The sequence below is a fragment of the Methylobacterium fujisawaense genome (assembly GCF_014138435.1).
GTDB classification, from domain to species: Bacteria; Pseudomonadota; Alphaproteobacteria; order Rhizobiales; family Beijerinckiaceae; genus Methylobacterium; species Methylobacterium fujisawaense.
The window spans coordinates 772,956-788,675 of record NZ_JACJIM010000002.1 but is presented as its reverse complement, the minus strand read 5'-3'; the positions used below and the strand labels follow the sequence as shown (position 1 = coordinate 788,675).

Here is a 15,720-nt window from a genome sequence, read left to right as displayed (position 1 = left end):
ATCTTTCCTGCTCGGGTCAACCGATCTTGGCATGGTTTCTAGCAATCCACGAGCCATTAGCCGGCGCATCAACTGAAACGTGCCAAGGCGAAGGGCGTGAGATCGACTGTGCCGCCGGTCCCGGCCAGTTCTGCCGCGACGGCCTCGCCGATGCCGGCCGAGTGCTTGAAGCCGTGCCCCGAACAGGCGGAGACCACCGTGACCCGGTCCATCGCGGGATGCCGGTCGATGATGAAGCCGCGGTCGGGGGTCACCGTGTAGACGCAGGCCGCGGCCTGGACGACCTCCGGGGTCGCGCCGGCCAGACGGTTCGCGACGCGCAGCCGGTACATCTCGGCGGATTCGGACAAGTCGACGCGGCGCTCCACCCCGTCTGCACTGGTAGTGGTGTCGTACTGCTCCGTTGCGACTTTGATGGACCCGTCGAGCGGCGGGAAGCCGTAGAGGTATTCGGTGTCGCCCGTCCCGTACATCCAGATGAAGACCGGCGAATGCGGCCCGTAGGCGGTCTCGTCCGCCAGCGCGTACCAGTGCAGGAGCTGACGGCGGACGGTCAGGAGCCGGTCGAATGGGCTCCCGAGCAGCGGGGCCGTCCAGGCGCCCGCAGCCACGACGGCGCGGTCGGCCAGGATGGTCCCCTCCGCGGTGTCGATACGGACGCCGTTCCCGTCCTGCTGCAGCCCGACCACCGCGCAGTTCGTGCGGATCTCGGCCCCCGCGGCCCCCGCGCGGCCGAGCTGCGCCGCGAGGCAGCGCTCCGGGAACACGTAGCCACCGCCCGGCTCGTAATAAGCCTTCTCGTCGCCCGCGAGGTTGAGGAATTGCGGGAATCGGCGCGCCACCGCCGCACCGTCGAGCACCTCGTGGGCGATGCCGGCCCCCTGTGCCGCGCTGATCGAGCGTCCGACGAAATCCGGCTTCCCGTGATGGGACGAAGTGCCGTGGCCGGGTGCCATGACGAGGGCGCCGCAGGCGTTCAGCAGGGTCTCGCCGGTCTCGGCCTCCAGCTCGCGCCAGATGCGGTGCGAGGCGGTGACGAAGGGAACGTAGTCGGCGCCCTCACCGACCGCCTGCCGGGTGATCCGCGTCTCGCCGTGGCTGGACCCGAGCGCGTGGGGCGGCGCGAAGCGGTCGAGCCCGATGACCGCGGCGCCCCGCTTCGCCAGCTGGTAGAGCGCGGCGCTGCCCATCGCGCCGAGTCCCAGAACGGCGACGTCGTAGCGGCGGCTCACGGCCGGCACTCCTGGAGGCTGCCGGGACGGGACGCCGCCGCAGCGCGGAACGGGGGCAAGTCGGCAGGTCGAGGCATCCGGAGGCGGTCTCGCGCGGCACGGGAAGACGACACACAGGATGATGGATGCCAAGCATCGCGTTTGACCAGGACGGACGGTTTCTTGCACGGCTGAGCCGTGTGAGGCCGGAGAGCGCTGGCGGAATGGCTGCAGAGACCGCGGATTCACCGCAGGAGATCGGCTTCATCCTCGTGCCCGGCTTCGCGCTGATGTCCTTCGCCTCGGGCTGCGAGCCGTTCCGCGCGGCCAACGATCTCGCCGGGCGGCCGCTCTACCGGCTGCGCTACTTCGGCGAGGCGGAGGGCCGGGTCGCCGCCTCGTCGGGCGCGGAGGTCCCCACCGAGGCGCTGCCGCGCCAGCGCGGCCATCTCCACACCCTCTTCGTCTGCGCGGGCGGCGAGCCGACCGGGTGGGACAGGCCCGAGATCCACGCGACCCTGCGGCGGATGGCTCGGCTCGGCGTGCGCATCGGCGGCATCTCGGGCGGTCCCTACCTGATGGCCGCGGCGGGCCTGCTGGCCGATCGCGCGTTCACGCTGCACTGGGAATATGCCGGCGCCACGGTCGAGACCTTCCCGGACGCGCGCCTGAACCGGGCACGCTACGTCGCCGACGGCGATCGCCTGACCTGCGGCGGCGGCGTCGCGCCCCTGGAGATGGCCCACGCCCTGATCGCCGAGCGCATGGGTGAGGCCTTCGCCCGCCGCGTCTCCGACTGGTTCCTCCACACCGCCATCGGCGCCGCCGACGACCCGCAGCGGGCCTCCGCGGTCGAGCGCTATGGAATTCACCATCCGGCCCTGCTGACGGTGCTGGAGACGATGGAGAAAACGGTGGAGGCGCCGCTCGGCCGCCTCGCCATGGCGCGCCTCGCGTCCATCAGCCCACGCCACCTCGACCGGCTGTTCCTCGAGAAGCTCGGGTTGAGCTTCTCGGCCCAGTACAGGGCCATCCGCCTCGCCCATGGACGGCGTCTGCTGCGCCAGAGCCCGCTCCGGATCGGTGAGATCGCGACCGCCTGCGGCTTCGCGAGCGCGGCCCATTTCGCCCGCTGCTACCGGTCCCAGTTCGGCTGCAGCCCGTCCGCGGAGCGAGCGTGACGACCGTTCGGGCAATCCGAGCGGTCAGTCCCGCGCGTCCGGGAGAGCCTTCGGCTCGGCGGGATCCCCCCGGCGCAGCGCGACGCCGCTGGTGCCCTGGGCCAGCATCGCCCGCAGCAGCGCCTCCATCTGCCCGGCGGCCGCCTCGACCGAAAGGCCGCCCTCCCGGATGTTCGAGATGCAGTTGCGCCGGGAATCGGGCAGCCCCGGCTCCGGGCCGAACGTCACGTAGCAGCCGAGGCTGTCCGAGGCCGACAGGCCCGGCCGCTCCCCGATCAGCACCACGACGCAGCGCGCCCCCAGCCGCGCCCCGATGGGATCGCCGATCGCCACCCGCCCCTGGCTCGCGACGACCACCGGGGCGAGGCTCCAGCCCGCCCGGCGCACCCGCGCCGCGAGCGCCGCGGCGGCGGGGACCGCGTTCAGCGCGACCGCCGTCGCCGAGAGCCCGTCCGCGATCACGATGGCGACGTCGAAGCCCGGCCCGTGACCGTCGAGCACCGTGGCGGATTCCGGAGCGAGGCTGCGGCCCCGGTCTGGCCGGCGCAGGTACTCCGTCCGGTCGGACACGGTGGAGCGGACCTCCACCGATTCCAGGCCCTGGGCCCGCAGCGCTGCGCGGATCGCGGCCGCGTCGAGGGGCGTCCAGACCGCCTCGCGGGCGCGGGCATGGTCGAGGCCGAAGGCGAGCGCCGCGCCGGTGGGAAGGCCGGCGCCGTGCGCGCCCAGGGCGATGCGGGCCTGGGTCAGCCCGCGCAGATCGCGCAGCGTCGGGGTGCCCGCGTGGGCCGGCTTGGCCGGCTCGGTCGGGTCGCTCACGCGGCCCTCCCAGGCAGGAGCCGGGTGGCCGCGGCGAGGGCCGGGGGCAACTCACCCGTGGCGCTGGTGAGCCGGCCCTGCGCGTCCGTGATGCGCACGTCGCGCAGCCACGCCTCGAATTCCGGGGCTGGCGGACGGCCCAGGGTCTCGCGGGCGAAGACCGCGTCGTGGTGGGACAGCGACTGGTAGTTCAGCATCACGTCGTCCGCCCCCGGCACGGTGATGACGAAGTTGACGCCGGCCGCGCAGAGCAGGGTCAGGAGCGCGTCCATGTCCTCGCCGTCGGCATCGGCATGGTTGGTGTAGCAGACGTCCACGCCCATCGGCAGGCCGAGCAGCTTGCCGCAGAAGTGGTCCTCTAGCCCGGCCCGGATGATCTGCTTGCCGTTGTACAGGTATTCGGGGCCGATGAAGCCCACGACCGTGTTGACGAGGAGCGGGTCGAACTCGCGCGCCACCGCGTAGGCGCGCGCCTCCATGGTCTGCTGGTCGACGCCCCAATGGGCGTCGGCCGAAAGGGCCGAGCCCTGCCCGGTCTCGAAATACATGACCTGGCCGCCCGCCGGGCAGCGGCCCAGCGCCCGCGCCGCCTCCGAGGCCTCGCGCAGGACGGCGAGGTCGACGCCGAAGCCGGCATTGGCCTTCTGCGAGCCCGCCACCGACTGGAACACGAGATCGACGGGCGCGCCTTTCGCCATGGCCTCGATCGCCACGGTGACGTGGCCGAGGCAGCAATGCTGGGTCGGCACGTCGAGGCGCAGCCGCAGGGTCTCCAGAAGCTCGACGATGCGGATGTAGTCCGGCAGGGAATCGGTGGCCGGGTTCACCCCGATGACCGCGTCGCCCGAGCCCATCAGCAGGCCGTCGAGGGCCGAGATCAGGATGCCCTCGGACGAATCGGTCGGATGGTTCGGCTGGTTGCGGGTGGCGAGGCGTCCGGGCAGGCCGATCGTGGAGCGGAAGCGCGTCACCACCGGCCGCTTGGCGGCCACCGCGACGAGATCCTGCAGCCGGCAGATCTTGGAGACCGCCGCGACCATCTCGGGGGTGAGGCCGGGCGAGAGGGTGGCGAGCGCCCGCGCGTCGGCGGCGGGGGAGAGCAGCCACTCGCGGAAGGCGCCGACCGTGAGGGACGAGACCGGCGCGAAGGCCGCCGCGTCGTGCCGGCGGGCGATCAGGTCGGAGACCTCGTCCTCCTCCGAGGGGATCAGCTCCTCGGCCAGGAAGGTCTTCAGCGGCAGGTCCGCCAGCGCGATCTGCGCGGCCAGGCGCTCGACCGGCCCGTCGGCGCAGAGGCCGGCGAGCTGGTCGCCGGACCGCTCCGGCGTCGCCTTGGCGAGCAGGCGGCGCAGGTCGGGGAAGGTGAAGCGTGTGCCTTCGATCGTCGTCGCGTAGGCCATGGCGGGCGCTCCCGGCGCGCTGTCGGACGTCAGGGAACCCGATCCTGCAGGATGTCGAGGCCGCCGGGGAGCGGGAACGGCACCGCCATCGGCGAAACTGACGCGTTCCGTCCGGGATCGCGCGCGGCGGATGCCCGCCCTCAGGCCGGGAGCACGACCACCTTCGTCTTGACGGGCGTCTGCGCGTAGAGATGGATCATGTCCTGGCTGAGCAGGCCGACGCAGCCGCTGGTGATGCCCGTGCCGATCGATTCGGCGTCGCTGCTGGCGTAGATCGTGTAGAGCGTATAGGCGCCGTTCTGGTAGAGGTGGAGCGTGCGGGCGCCGAGCGGGTTGTCGAGTCCGCCGGGCATGCCGCGGGCGTATTTCGCCGCCTCGGGCTGTCGCCGGATCATCTCCTTGGGCGGGGTCCAGGTCGCCCATTCGGACTTGCGACCGACATACGCGTTGCCGTTCCACAGGAAGCCCTGACGGCCGACATTGGCGCCGTAGCGCGTGGCAGCGCCGTCGCCCTCGATGCGGTAGACGTAATAGTTGGCGGGATCGACGACGATCGTGCCGGGCGCTTCCGACGAGGCGTACTGGACGGTCCGCCGATAGTATTTCGGGTTGACCTTGCTGATGTCGACCGCCGGGATCGGGAATTTCTCGTTCGGCATCGGCCCGTAGGTCTTCGCCGCCTCGGCCATGAGCAGGGTGTCGGTCGTCCCGCACCCGCCGAGCGAGAGGGCGCCGATTCCGAGAGCCGAGCCGGCCAGGAACGACCGGCGGCTGAGAAGCCCCGCGTCGGGTCCGGGGCGCCCGCGCTCGTCGAGCCCGCCGGCCATGCGATCGTCCGTCATCATCGCCCTGGACTTCCCTGTCCTGCAGCCCGGCGCGACCGCGCAACGTGCCTCCGTCGCGCGAAAGGCCAAGCTTGAGAGTGCCGCGTGCCAGCGCGCCTGGCAAGCTTGTCTCTACAGAGCCGAGAGCAGGCGAATTGCGTCGCAAGTGTGGTCGATATCCGCGATCTCCAGACTTCGTCGCCGAACATCCGATGCGCATGGGCCGGCCGCGCGTGTCCTTCGGGACGGTGTCCCGATCCCGCCTGCCGACGCGCGGTAGGCCGGTCCCGTCGCCGGTTCAGGCGTCCGGATGTCGCCCGCGGGCGTTCGAAAGCCTCAGAACTGCACGCCGCGGGTCAGGCTTCCATCCACAACGAGATTGGTGCCGGTGATGAAGCTCGCGGCAGGGCTCGCCAGGAAGACGGCCGCGCGGGCCACCTCCTCCGGACGCGCCATCCGGCCGGTCGGGTTCAGCCGGAGCGCCTCGGCGAACAGCGCCGGGTTGCCGGTCTCGATCTGGTGCCAGACGCCGCCCGCGAAATAGGTGTTGCCGGGCGAGACCGAGTTGGCGCGGATGTTTCGGGGCGCGAGCTGGAAAGCGAGGCCCTGCGCATAGTGGATCAGCGCCGCCTTGAAGGCGCCGTAGGGTCCGGCCGCGAAGTCGATCTCGCGCCCGGAGACGCTGGAGATGACGACGATCGCGCCGGCCTCGGAGCGTTCGAGGAACGGCATCGCCGCCTCGACCGCCGTGACGGTGCCCATCATGTCGACCGTGAAGCCGCTGCGCCACGCCGCCTCGTCGCTTCCGACGGCCAGCGCGCTCACGTTCGGCACCACGATGTCGAGGCCGCCGAGCTCCCCTGCGGCCTCGGCGACCCAGCCGCGCAGGGCGGCGGGATCGGCGACGTCGAGGGCGCGCCCGGTCGCCGCCACGCCCTTGGCGCGCAGGGCGTCGACCTTGGCGGCGACCTCCGCGGCGTTGCGGGCGCAGAGGGCGACCGCCGCCCCCTCGTCGGCAAGCAGGTCGACGATCGCCGCGCCGATGCCCTTGGTGCCGCCGGTCACCAGCGCCCGGCGGCCTCTGAGCCCGAGATCCATGCCATCCTCCTCCGTCGCCGATCAGGCGTGGGCGATCGCCTTCGTGATCGAGGCGCCGAGCGTGTACTTCGGATCGACCATGTTGCCGAGCCGCACGCGCCCGCACTGCGTGAGCAGCATGTAGGCATCGATCTCGTCGAAGCCGAAATCGGCCGCGAGCCAGCGGACCAGCTCCCGGTAGGCGATGCGCGCGGCGTCCTCCATCGGCCGGGCCGAGCCGATCGTCATGTAGAAGTCGGCGGTCTCCAGCCGCGGCCAGCGGAAGGTCCAGCCCTTGATCAGGTCGATCTGCACCGTCGTGTGGGTCGGGTGCTCCACCGCGACGCCGCAGAGCTCGCCGTCGCCCTGCGCGGCGTGGCAGTCGCCCAGATAGAGCAGCGCGCCCTTGGCATTCACCGGCAGGTAGATCACCGCGCCGACGCCGACGTCGGGCAGGTCCATGTTGCCGCCGTAATAGTCCGGCTGCAGCGAGGAGATCGCCTCGATCTCCGGCGAGGTGCCGATCGTGCCGATGAACGGCTGGTAGGGCAGCGTGATCCGGTCGTTCCAGCGCACGCCGTTCTCGGCCGTCACCTCGAGCTTGCGCACCCGCTCGGGCAGGGACGGGTTGAGGAGCGCGGTGTCGCCGGTGGCGACGAGGCCGCCGAATTCCGGCATGATCAGCGTCGTGCCGCAGGGCTGCGGGCCGCGCGGCCGGATCGAGCGGATCGCCACCGCGAGGCAGTCGCCCTTCTCGGCGCCGTTGACGTAGATCGGTCCGTTCTGCGGGTTGAGATAGGGGAAGTTCAGGATCTGCGTCGGGCTGTCGGTCTCGTGGCGGATCTTGCCCTCGAAGGCGTCGTGGGTCTCGACGGTGACCACGGCGCCCGGATCGACGGTGAGGACCGGCTCGGCGAAGGGCCCGTAGACGTAGTGGTAGCGGCCCTGCTCGGCCTCCGTGATCGTGTGCTCCTGGCCGGACTTGCCGCCGGCGACACCCTTGCGGGCCATGATGGACTGATCGAGCCACTGCATGGTCGTCTCTCCCTTGGTTGACGGATTGAGGTGTCAGACGGCGAGGTGGCGCCGGACGAGGTCGCGGTCGTCGAGGTCCCGGGCCGTCAGCTCCGCGACGATCCGGCCCTTGTCCATGACGTAGCTGCGCTGGGCCATGGCGCGGATCAGGTCGAGGTTCTGCTCCACGAACACGATCGTGACCCCGGTACGGCGGTTGAGATCGACCAGGGTGCGGCCGATCTGCTGCACCACCGAGGGCTGGATGCCCTCGGACGGCTCGTCGAGGAGGATCAGGGCGGGTCCGCCGACGAGGACGCGGCCGATGGCGAGCTGCTGCTGCTGGCCGCCGGAGAGGGTTCCGGCCCGCTGCCCGCGCCGCTCCCGCAGGATCGGGAACGGCCCGAAGGCGCGCTCGTAATCCGGCCGCTCGCCCTTCGGCAGCAGGGACGCGCCGACCGTCAGGTTGTCGGCGACGCTCATGCGCGGGAAGACGTCGCGGCCCTGGGGCACGTAACCGATGCCGAGGCGGGCGCGCCGGTGGGCGGCGAGGCCCTCGACCGCGGCGCCCCGGAAGGCGATGCCGCCCCCGGAGGCGGGCAGCAGCCCGACGAGGCTGCGCATCAGCGTCGACTTGCCGACGCCGTTGCGGCCGATCACCGCCACGATCTCACCGGGCCGGACCGCGAGGTCGACCCCCTGCAGCACGGGCTTGCCGCCGTAGCCGGCCCGCAGGCCGGTGGTCGCGAGAAGCGGCTCAGGCATCGGCGACACTCCGCAGGGGCGGCGCATCCGTCTCGCCGAGGTAGATCGCCGCCACCCGCTCGTCCGCGATGATCGCGTCGGTGGTGCCCTGGGCGAAGATGCGCCCGACATGGAGCACGGTCACCCGCTGGGCGATCTGCCGGACGAAGGCCATGTCGTGCTCGATGGCCAGCACCGCGACGCCGTCGCGGTTGAGGGCCTGTACCATCGCGCCGGTGGCGAAGGTCTCGTCCGGCGACATCCCGGCGGTGGGTTCGTCGAGGAGGAGCAGGCGCGGCTTGAGGCTGATCGCCATGCCGATCTCCAGCCACTGCTTCTGCCCGTGGCTGAGATTGCCGGCCCGCTCGGAGGCCGCCGCGCTGAGGTTGAGGAAGGCGAGCAGCCGGCGGATCTCGGCGCCGAGCGAGGCCCCCTCGAGATGATGCTGGAGCGCAATCTCCAGGTTGTGGGCGACCGACAGGCTCGGGAAGATGCCCGGCACCTGGAACTTGACGCTCATGCCCCGGCGGATCCGCGCGAAGGGCTTGAGCGCGGTGATGTCCTCGCCGGCGTAGAGGATCTGCCCCCGCTCCGGCGTGTATTCGCCCAGCAGCAGGCGGAAGAAGGTGCTCTTGCCGGCGCCGTTCGGCCCGATCAGGCAGTGGATCTCCCCCGCCGCGAGGGCGAAGTTCACGTCGTTGGTGACGTGGAGGCCGCCGAAATGCTTGCTGAGAGCGCGGGTCTCGAGGAGCGGAGTCATCGGCCGGCCTCCCGGCGGCGCAGGCGGCCGAGCCCGCGCATGGCTGCCACCACCAGGCCGTCGGGCGCCGCCAGCACCACCACGACGAGGAGCAGGCCCATCACCACGAGGGCGTACTGGCTGCCGTAGATCGTCAGCGCCTGGAAGCCGCCGAGGACCACGAGCGTGCCGAGCAGCGTGGCCGTCAGGTCGCCGCGGCCGCCGACCGCGACCCAGATCACCGGCAGCGCGGCGGCGGTGAGGCCCATGCTGGAGGGCGTGATGTACTGGCCCCAGGCGGTGTAGAGGGTGCCGCTCAGCCCCGCGAGGGCCGAGCCGATCACGAAGGCGGCGAGCTGGTAGCGCCGAACGTCGTAGCCCAGCATCTCGGCCCGTTCCGGGTTCTCGCGGATCGCCACCAGAACGTTGCCGAACCGGGCGTTCACCAGGATGCGCAGCGCGAGGTAGACGACGATCAGCAGACCCAGGAGGCCGTAATAGAGGGCGACGTCGGGAAACAGCACGATTTCGCCGTCGAACCACGGCACGGTCAGGGGCGGCATGCCGCTCATGCCGTTGTAGCCATTGAGGCGCGCCGCCCCGATCTTCCATTCCGGGCCGGCGGTCTGCGCCATGAAGCGCTCCAGGGCGAGCGTCACCGACAGGGTGATGATGCCGAGAAACACGCCGCCGATCCGGCCGAAGAACAGGAAATAGCCGAGGAGGGCCGCCATGACGGCCGAGAGGGCCACCGCCAGCACCAGGGCCGCCAGGGTGAAACCGTAGGCGGCGCCGACATTGAGGGTGAGCACCCCGTAGGCGTAGCCGGAGAGGCCGAAGAAGGCGGTCTGGCCGAAGCTCAGCGCGCCGCCATAGCCCCAGATCAGGCACAGGCCGAGCGCCATGAACACCCAGCAGAAGAAGTAGGCGGTGTTGCCGACCGTGTAGCCGTCCGCGAACCACGGATAGGCGATGGCGGCGGCGATCACGATCGCGAACGCGGTCCAGAAGGCCGGCCCGCGTCCCAGGGTCTGCGGGCCTTCGAGGCGCCGGAGCAGGGTCATCGCCAGACTCATCACCATGGCCTCACGCCCGCTCGCGCAGGATCAGGCCCGAAATGCCCCGCGGCAGCACCCGGATCACCAGGATCACCGCGACGAGGAGCCCGATCTGCCCGAAGAGCTGGCCCTGCCACGTGGTGAGCAGTGCCCGCACCGTGCCGAGTACGAGCGCCGCCGGCGCCGTGCCGAGGAAGATGTCGGCGCCGCCGACCACCACGGTGACGAAGGCCTCCATGATGAAGGTCGTGCCCATGGTCGGCACGATGGTCATGGTCGGCGCGTAGAGCCCGCCCGCGAGGCCCGCCAGCGCCGCGCCGAGGCCGAAGGTCAGGGCGTAGACGGTGCGCGTGTCGACGCCGAGGGCCTCGGCCATGTGCGGCACCTGGATGGTGGCCCGCGCCAGGGTGCCGAAGCGGGTGGCGTTGAAGGCGAGGTAGAGCCCGGCCAGCACCGCAACGGCGGCGACCATCAGGACCACGCGATAGGTCGAGTAGGAGTAGCCGCCGACCGCGAAGCTGCCGAGCGGCGTGCCGATCCCCGGCATGCTGGAGCCCAGCAGGATCAGCGTGCCCTGCGTCGCCGCGAGGCTGATGCCCCAGGTTGCCACGATCGTGTCCAGGGGCCGGCCGTAGAGGTGGCGGATGACGAGGCGCTCCATCACCATGCCGACGGCGCCGGCCGCGAGCGCCCCCGCGAGGATGCCGAGGGGCAGGGGCAGCCCGGCCCGCGTCGTCGCCGCGGTCACGTAGGCCCCGCACATGATGAGTTCGCCGTGCGCGAGATTGATGACGCCCATCATGCCGAACACCACCGCGAGGCCGCAGGCGGAGAGCACCAGGAACGAGAACGCGTCGCCGATCTGGTAGAGGAACGTGAAGGCGTGGGTCAGCAGATCCATCCAGGAGGCCCGATCATGACGGAGGGGGCCGGGGCGCACGGGCCCCGGCGGTATCGTGCGCCTCAGGGCTTGGGCGGGTTGCTCGGCGTGTACTGCGCCATCGGGTCCTTCTGCGTCAGGTCGCAGCCGGCCTTCCCGAGCCAGTAGGGCTGGATGTTGTCCCAGGTCTTCGGGAACGAGATCGCGTGCTTCTCGTCGACCTTGGCGAGGGAGATCGTGTGGGAGGCGTGCTGGCTCTTGGGGTCGATGCAGACCTTGCCCTCCGGCGCGTCCACGCAGACGTCGCCGGCCGCGATGACCTTGCGCAGGTCGGCCCGCTTGGTCGAGCCGTTCGCCCGCTCTACCATCTGCTTGTAGAGGTAGACCGCGAGGTAGGAGTTCTCGGCCTCCTGGTTGACGTAGGGCTCGTTCGGGAACTTCGCCTTCCACTTGGCGAGGAAGGCCTTGCTCGACGGGCTGTCGACCTCTTCGATGTAGTTCGTGGTCACGTACATGTTGGCGAGGCTCGGGGGCTGGAAGCGCTTGTGCTCGTAGCCCTGGCCGATATTGACCGAGGACCCCATCGGGATCTTCAGGTTCGCGGCCGCCGCCTGCTCGTAATAGGAGGCCTGCGCGGTGCCGACGAGCAGCGTCATCAGGATGTCGGGCTTGGCCTTCTGGATGTTCTGGATCGTCTGCGAGAACTGCGACACGCCGAGGGGGATGAATTCCTCCCCGACCATCTCGCCGCCGTTCTCCTTGACGATGTTGCGCACCCACTCGGCCGAGATCTGACCGAAATTGTAGTCGGCCGCGATCGTGTAGACCCGCTTGCCGAACTTCTCCATCATCCACGGGATCAGCGTCGAGAATTGCTGCTCCGGCACCGCGCCCGTGATGACCATGTGGCCGTCGCAGACGCCGCCCTCGTACTGGTTGTTGTAGAAGGCGAAGCCGTCGAGCTGGTCGACGATCGGCCTGTAGGCTTCGCGGGACGCGCTGGAGAAGCCCGCGAAGACGGCGTTGACCTTGTCGCGCTGGAGCACGCGGCGCATGAATTCCTGATAGCGCGTGTTGTCCGACTGCGTGTCGTAGATCACGAGTTCCAGCTTGCGCCCGGCGATGCCGCCGGCGGCGTTGATCTCGTCCGCGGCGAGTTGGATTCCGTGGACCTTGCCGATCGTGGCGAGGGCGAAGTCGCCGGACTGGTCCTCGAGGACGCCGAGCTTGATTGGGTCGGCGGCGCGGGCCGCGGGGGCGGCCAAAGGTGTGCTCAGGAGCAGGGCGGCCGCGAGGGCGGACAGGCGGGATCCGCGGGGCGTTCTCGGCATCAGGGCATCCTCGTCTTCGGGGGGGCGAAAGAACTTCAGGATCGGGCCAGTCGCGGCGCCACGGTGGGCGCCACGGGAGACGGCCGGGCGCGGATCAGCGTTTCGCAGTACGCTTCGAGGGGTTGGCGGGCGCGCATCGCTTCGCGGCGCAGGGCCTCGTAGGCCGCGTCGTCGTCGAGGCCGTGCTCCTGCATCAGCCGCAGGATCGCCTTGACGACGTGGCGCCGGCCGCGCCGCCGCTCCTCATGGCGGGCCAGCCGTTCCTCGAGCACGCGCCGCCGGTTGTGCTCGTTCACCGCGAGGAACAGAGCGGCGTAGACCGAGGCACCGTGGATCGGCTTGCGCAGCAGCCCGGTGGCGCCGAGCTGGAGCAGCCCCTTGAGCCGGCTGGGCGCCTCGGCGCCGACGAGCCCGACCACGGGCACCGGTGGCAGATCGGAGACGGCGCTCGCCGCGATGCCCGGCAGCGGCAGGTCGCCGTCCACGATGACGATGTGGCGCTCGGGGTCGAGGCTCTCGAAATCGAGCCAGGGCGCTTCGCCGGCCGGGACGACCGAGGCGACCGTGAGCCCCAGCTTCAACAGGGTGCCGGCGAGAACGTCGGTGGCGGTGCCCGGCGGCGCGATCAGCAGAGCCTGCGCGCCACTGAAGTTCTGGATCAGGCGGGGATTCGTCATGGCACCACCCGCAGGCGCGGACGCCGGCTCACCGGCACGACGCGCGGGTCGCTGCGCACGAGATAGGGATCCGGCGCCACCGGCTCGTCCGCCTGCGCCACGATGCTGAAGCGGGCCGCCGCCGTCGACAGGCCGATCCGGGGCGTCAGACAGGCATGGAGCGTGGTCTCGTCGAGACGGACCGGCCCCTGCGGCGCGTCGAACGCGTCCATGCAGGCGGTCCTGCGCACCGTCGCGGCGTCCTCCGTCCCGGCCCGCGCCAGCGCCCGCGCCAGGAGATGGACCGCGATGTAGGAGGATTCGGTATCGGCCGACGCGGTCGGCCCATCCGGAAAGCGCGCCGCATAGGCGGCCGTGAAGGCCCGGTTTCGGGGAGAGTCGATCGACGTGAAGTAGACGCTCGACGACAGGTGACCGTCGACCGCCTCCGGCCCGATCGCCTCCAATTCCGGCTCGGCAAGGCTGCAGCTCGCCACCGGCAATGTCCGCGGCTGGTCGATGCCGCGCGCGCGGCAGGCGTTCCGGAAATCGCGGAAGAAGCGATACGCCGACGTCCCGATCAGGGTGTTGAAGACGAAGTCCGGCTTCGCGTCCAGAATCGCCTCGATCACCTGCCCGAGGGCGGTCTCGCCCACTGCGAGATAGCGTTCACCCGTGACCTGGCCGCCCGCGATCGCCAGCGTCTCGCGCAGGATCCGGTTGTTCTCCCATGCCCAGATGTAGTTGGACCCGACGCAGAAGGCGGTACGGCCGCCCCGGGCGAGCAGGTATCGGACCAGGGGGACGATGTGCTGATTCGGTGCGGCGCCGGTGTAGATCACATTCGCCGACGTCTCGAACCCTTCGTAATGCGATGGATACCAGAGCAATCCATCCCGTTTCTCGAAGATCGGGATGATCTCCTTGCGGCTCGACGAGGTGTAGCAACCGACGACGTGGCGGATGCCCGCGCCGAGGAGCTGTTCGGCGCCGGCCACGTACCCGGCGAGGGCGCCTTGCGGGTCGCAGATCACCGGCTCGAGGGTGATGTCGCCCTGCGCGTTCACCTCCTCGACCGCCAGCCGTGCGCCGTTCAGCATGGCCCGCCCCACGAGGCCGTAGGGACCGTCCGTGGAGAACAGGATGCCGATGCTGTGATGGCTGAGGCCCATGCAATCCTTCAGAACGCAAAAAGCCCGCCAGTGCGTGAGCACTGCGGGCGGCATCGCCGGGAAAGGTCGAGACATTGTGGCGCGAAACTGGGCAGCTTTGCCCCGCGCCTGAAAACTAGGCTCTTCGGTTATGAAGCCCGTGTCAAGGCCCGCGCGGTCCTTTCGGAGGTTGCGTCCCGCCCCTCTCTGCGCGGCCTTCGACGCGGCTCTTCAGCCCTGCCACCCGTTCCTTCCGGCGCGGGACCACGTCAGCTTCCGCGATAGGTCGCGTAGCTCCACGGCGTGACGAGCAAGGGGACGTGATAGCGCCCGTCCGGGTCGCAGACCCCGAATCGGACGGGGATGACATCGAGAAAGGGTGGCGATCCGTCCAGGCCCGTCCGGGCGAAATACGCGCCGACGTGGAAGAGCAATTCGTAGGTGCCGGCCGACAGGGTCGCCTCGTCCAGCAGGGGACCGTCGGTCCGCCCGTCGGCATTGGTGACAGCCGAGGCGATAGGCTCCGCCGTCCCGTCGGCGGCGAGGCGGCGCAGTTCGATGACCACGCCGGCAGCCGGCCTGCCCGAGGTGGTGTCCAGCACGTGCGTCGAGAGATGGCCCATGGCGAGAATCCTATCGACGACCCGTCCGCGGGCCCGGCGGAGGCGAAGGCGGGTGAGACGAGCACGCGGATCCCGCAGGTGCAACCCGAAAAGAGGACGTCATCTCTCCAATCGCTCCTCACGTCCCCGAACCTTCGCGCGCGGCATCGGCGCGCCGGCACGGATCCGAGGACTGGTCGCGATCCCGGCTCTCGTGCGAGGCCGGCGACAGGCGCCGATGATTATTCCGATTTATGGAATGATGTGCTGCGCAGAACGCGCATTCCGCCGAAGCCGCGACGGCAGCATTCTACCGTCGCGGCGCGGGGCAATCCCGGGCCCCGACGGAGAACCGCCACCATGAAGCTCTACCATCATCCCCTCTCGGGCCATGCGCACCGGGCTCGCCTGTTCCTGTCCCTGGTCGGCGCGCCGCATGAGCTGGTCGAGGTCGACCTGAAGGCGGGCGAGCACAGGACGCCGGCCTTTCGCGCGATGAACCCGTTCGGTCAGGTACCGGTGCTGGACGACGACGGCGTGATCGTCTCCGATTCCAACGCCATCCTGGTCTACGTCGCGAAACGGCTCGGCCGGTCGGATTGGCTGCCCGAGGATCCGCAGGGTGCGGCGGCGGTCCAGCGCTGGCTGTCGGTCGCGGCGGGTGAACTCGCCTACGGACCGGCCGCGGCCCGGCTGATCACGGTCTTCGGCGCCACGTTCAATCCGGAGGAGGTGATCGCCCGGGCGCACACGCTTCTGGCGCGGCTCGAGGCGCATCTCGACGGGCGGGACTGGCTCGCGGCCGAGCGGCCGACCATCGCGGATGTGGCACTCTACAGCTACCTGGCCCGGGCCCCGGAGGGCAACGTGGATCTGTCGAGCTATGCGAACGTCGAGGCGTTCCTGCGCCGGGTCGAAAGCCTGCCGGGCTTCGTCCCTCTCGCGAAGACACCCGCCGGCCTCACGGCCGCGGGGTGACCGGCAGGCCTGGATGCAACCGCATCCGGGAGCGGAATCGAGCGGAGGGCGCCAT

16 protein-coding genes are annotated in these 15,720 nt (G+C 70.6%); 2 read left to right on the top strand and 14 right to left on the bottom strand.

The window, feature by feature from the left end:
• Positions 1-68: 68 nt before the first annotated feature.
• Positions 69-1,232 (bottom strand): N-methyl-L-tryptophan oxidase, encoded by a 1,164-nt coding sequence (solA, locus tag GGQ91_RS08495; protein WP_043348811.1) that lies wholly within the window; start codon positions 1,230-1,232, stop codon positions 69-71.
• 203 nt (positions 1,233-1,435) lie between these two features.
• Here solA and GGQ91_RS08490 point away from each other — a divergent pair, with 203 nt between their 5' ends.
• The gene (locus GGQ91_RS08490; protein WP_043348814.1) at positions 1,436-2,392 is read left to right on the top strand and encodes a GlxA family transcriptional regulator; all 957 of its coding nucleotides are present in this window, start codon (positions 1,436-1,438) and stop codon (positions 2,390-2,392) included.
• A 24-nt stretch (positions 2,393-2,416) separates the two neighbouring features.
• Here the strand turns inward: GGQ91_RS08490 and eutC are convergent, their stop codons facing one another.
• The 13 genes from eutC to uraH form a co-directional block, all read right to left on the bottom strand.
• Positions 2,417-3,211 (bottom strand): ethanolamine ammonia-lyase subunit EutC, encoded by a 795-nt coding sequence (gene eutC, locus GGQ91_RS08485; protein ID WP_182591757.1) that lies wholly within the window; start codon positions 3,209-3,211, stop codon positions 2,417-2,419.
• A complete protein-coding gene (locus GGQ91_RS08480; protein ID WP_182591756.1) occupies positions 3,208-4,611 on the bottom strand; it encodes an ethanolamine ammonia-lyase subunit EutB in 1,404 nt (467 codons plus the stop codon). The genes eutC and GGQ91_RS08480 overlap by 4 nt, the downstream gene beginning before the upstream one ends.
• A gap of 140 nt (positions 4,612-4,751) precedes the next feature.
• Positions 4,752-5,456 (bottom strand): L,D-transpeptidase, encoded by a 705-nt coding sequence (locus GGQ91_RS08475; protein WP_043385757.1) that lies wholly within the window; start codon positions 5,454-5,456, stop codon positions 4,752-4,754.
• Positions 5,457-5,771: 315 nt separating this feature from the next.
• Positions 5,772-6,533, bottom strand: coding sequence for an SDR family NAD(P)-dependent oxidoreductase (locus GGQ91_RS08470; protein ID WP_043352173.1), 762 nt, complete (start codon positions 6,531-6,533; stop codon positions 5,772-5,774).
• Positions 6,534-6,554: 21 nt separating this feature from the next.
• A complete protein-coding gene (locus GGQ91_RS08465; RefSeq protein WP_111473690.1) occupies positions 6,555-7,547 on the bottom strand; it encodes an acetamidase/formamidase family protein in 993 nt (330 codons plus the stop codon).
• A 33-nt stretch (positions 7,548-7,580) separates the two neighbouring features.
• Entirely contained in the window at positions 7,581-8,291 is a 711-nt protein-coding gene (locus GGQ91_RS08460; RefSeq protein ID WP_043356375.1) for an ABC transporter ATP-binding protein, read from the bottom strand.
• Complete coding sequence (locus GGQ91_RS08455; protein ID WP_075380671.1) at positions 8,284-9,030, bottom strand: ABC transporter ATP-binding protein; 747 nt, start codon at positions 9,028-9,030, stop codon at positions 8,284-8,286. Before GGQ91_RS08455 ends, GGQ91_RS08460 begins: the two co-directional genes overlap by 8 nt.
• Positions 9,027-10,091 (bottom strand): branched-chain amino acid ABC transporter permease, encoded by a 1,065-nt coding sequence (locus GGQ91_RS08450; RefSeq protein ID WP_374701374.1) that lies wholly within the window; start codon positions 10,089-10,091, stop codon positions 9,027-9,029. Before GGQ91_RS08450 ends, GGQ91_RS08455 begins: the two co-directional genes overlap by 4 nt.
• A 4-nt stretch (positions 10,092-10,095) precedes the next feature.
• Positions 10,096-10,968, bottom strand: coding sequence for an ABC transporter permease subunit (locus GGQ91_RS08445; RefSeq protein WP_043356373.1), 873 nt, complete (start codon positions 10,966-10,968; stop codon positions 10,096-10,098).
• A gap of 62 nt (positions 10,969-11,030) precedes the next feature.
• Positions 11,031-12,278 carry an urea ABC transporter substrate-binding protein gene (locus GGQ91_RS08440; RefSeq protein WP_043385770.1) on the bottom strand — a complete coding sequence of 416 codons (1,248 nt, stop codon included), beginning with the start codon at positions 12,276-12,278 and terminating at the stop codon, positions 11,031-11,033.
• A gap of 35 nt (positions 12,279-12,313) precedes the next feature.
• A complete protein-coding gene (locus GGQ91_RS08435) occupies positions 12,314-12,955 on the bottom strand; it encodes an ANTAR domain-containing response regulator (protein WP_043385772.1) in 642 nt (213 codons plus the stop codon).
• A complete protein-coding gene (locus GGQ91_RS08430; RefSeq protein ID WP_043385775.1) occupies positions 12,952-14,106 on the bottom strand; it encodes a transporter substrate-binding domain-containing protein in 1,155 nt (384 codons plus the stop codon). The genes GGQ91_RS08435 and GGQ91_RS08430 overlap by 4 nt, the downstream gene beginning before the upstream one ends.
• A gap of 248 nt (positions 14,107-14,354) precedes the next feature.
• Positions 14,355-14,708, bottom strand: coding sequence for a hydroxyisourate hydrolase (gene uraH, locus GGQ91_RS08425; RefSeq protein WP_053610606.1), 354 nt, complete (start codon positions 14,706-14,708; stop codon positions 14,355-14,357).
• A 339-nt stretch (positions 14,709-15,047) separates the two neighbouring features.
• On the opposite strand from uraH, the gene GGQ91_RS08420 reads away from it, so the two are divergent.
• Complete coding sequence (locus GGQ91_RS08420) at positions 15,048-15,665, top strand: glutathione S-transferase family protein (RefSeq protein WP_043356393.1); 618 nt, start codon at positions 15,048-15,050, stop codon at positions 15,663-15,665.
• The last annotated feature ends 55 nt before the right edge of the window (positions 15,666-15,720 follow it).

Excerpts from the sequence above, each read along its gene's own strand:
- GGQ91_RS08440 (WP_043385770.1), bottom strand. The coding sequence starts at position 12,278 with ATGCCGAGAACGCCCCGCGGATCCCGCCTGTCCGCCCTCGCGGCCGCC.
- GGQ91_RS08445 (WP_043356373.1), bottom strand. The coding sequence starts at position 10,968 with ATGGATCTGCTGACCCACGCCTTCACGTTCCTCTACCAGATCGGCGAC.
- GGQ91_RS08420 (WP_043356393.1), top strand. The coding sequence starts at position 15,048 with ATGAAGCTCTACCATCATCCCCTCTCGGGCCATGCGCACCGGGCTCGC.
- GGQ91_RS08480 (WP_182591756.1), bottom strand. The coding sequence starts at position 4,611 with ATGGCCTACGCGACGACGATCGAAGGCACACGCTTCACCTTCCCCGAC.
- GGQ91_RS08455 (WP_075380671.1), bottom strand. The coding sequence starts at position 9,030 with ATGACTCCGCTCCTCGAGACCCGCGCTCTCAGCAAGCATTTCGGCGGC.
- GGQ91_RS08450 (WP_374701374.1), bottom strand. The coding sequence starts at position 10,091 with ATGGTGATGAGTCTGGCGATGACCCTGCTCCGGCGCCTCGAAGGCCCG.
- GGQ91_RS08490 (WP_043348814.1), top strand. The coding sequence starts at position 1,436 with ATGGCTGCAGAGACCGCGGATTCACCGCAGGAGATCGGCTTCATCCTC.
- GGQ91_RS08460 (WP_043356375.1), bottom strand. The coding sequence starts at position 8,291 with ATGCCTGAGCCGCTTCTCGCGACCACCGGCCTGCGGGCCGGCTACGGC.
- GGQ91_RS08475 (WP_043385757.1), bottom strand. The coding sequence starts at position 5,456 with ATGATGACGGACGATCGCATGGCCGGCGGGCTCGACGAGCGCGGGCGC.
- GGQ91_RS08470 (WP_043352173.1), bottom strand. The coding sequence starts at position 6,533 with ATGGATCTCGGGCTCAGAGGCCGCCGGGCGCTGGTGACCGGCGGCACC.
- GGQ91_RS08465 (WP_111473690.1), bottom strand. The coding sequence starts at position 7,547 with ATGCAGTGGCTCGATCAGTCCATCATGGCCCGCAAGGGTGTCGCCGGC.
- uraH (WP_053610606.1), bottom strand. The coding sequence starts at position 14,708 with ATGGGCCATCTCTCGACGCACGTGCTGGACACCACCTCGGGCAGGCCG.
- GGQ91_RS08435 (WP_043385772.1), bottom strand. The coding sequence starts at position 12,955 with ATGACGAATCCCCGCCTGATCCAGAACTTCAGTGGCGCGCAGGCTCTG.
- GGQ91_RS08430 (WP_043385775.1), bottom strand. The coding sequence starts at position 14,106 with ATGGGCCTCAGCCATCACAGCATCGGCATCCTGTTCTCCACGGACGGT.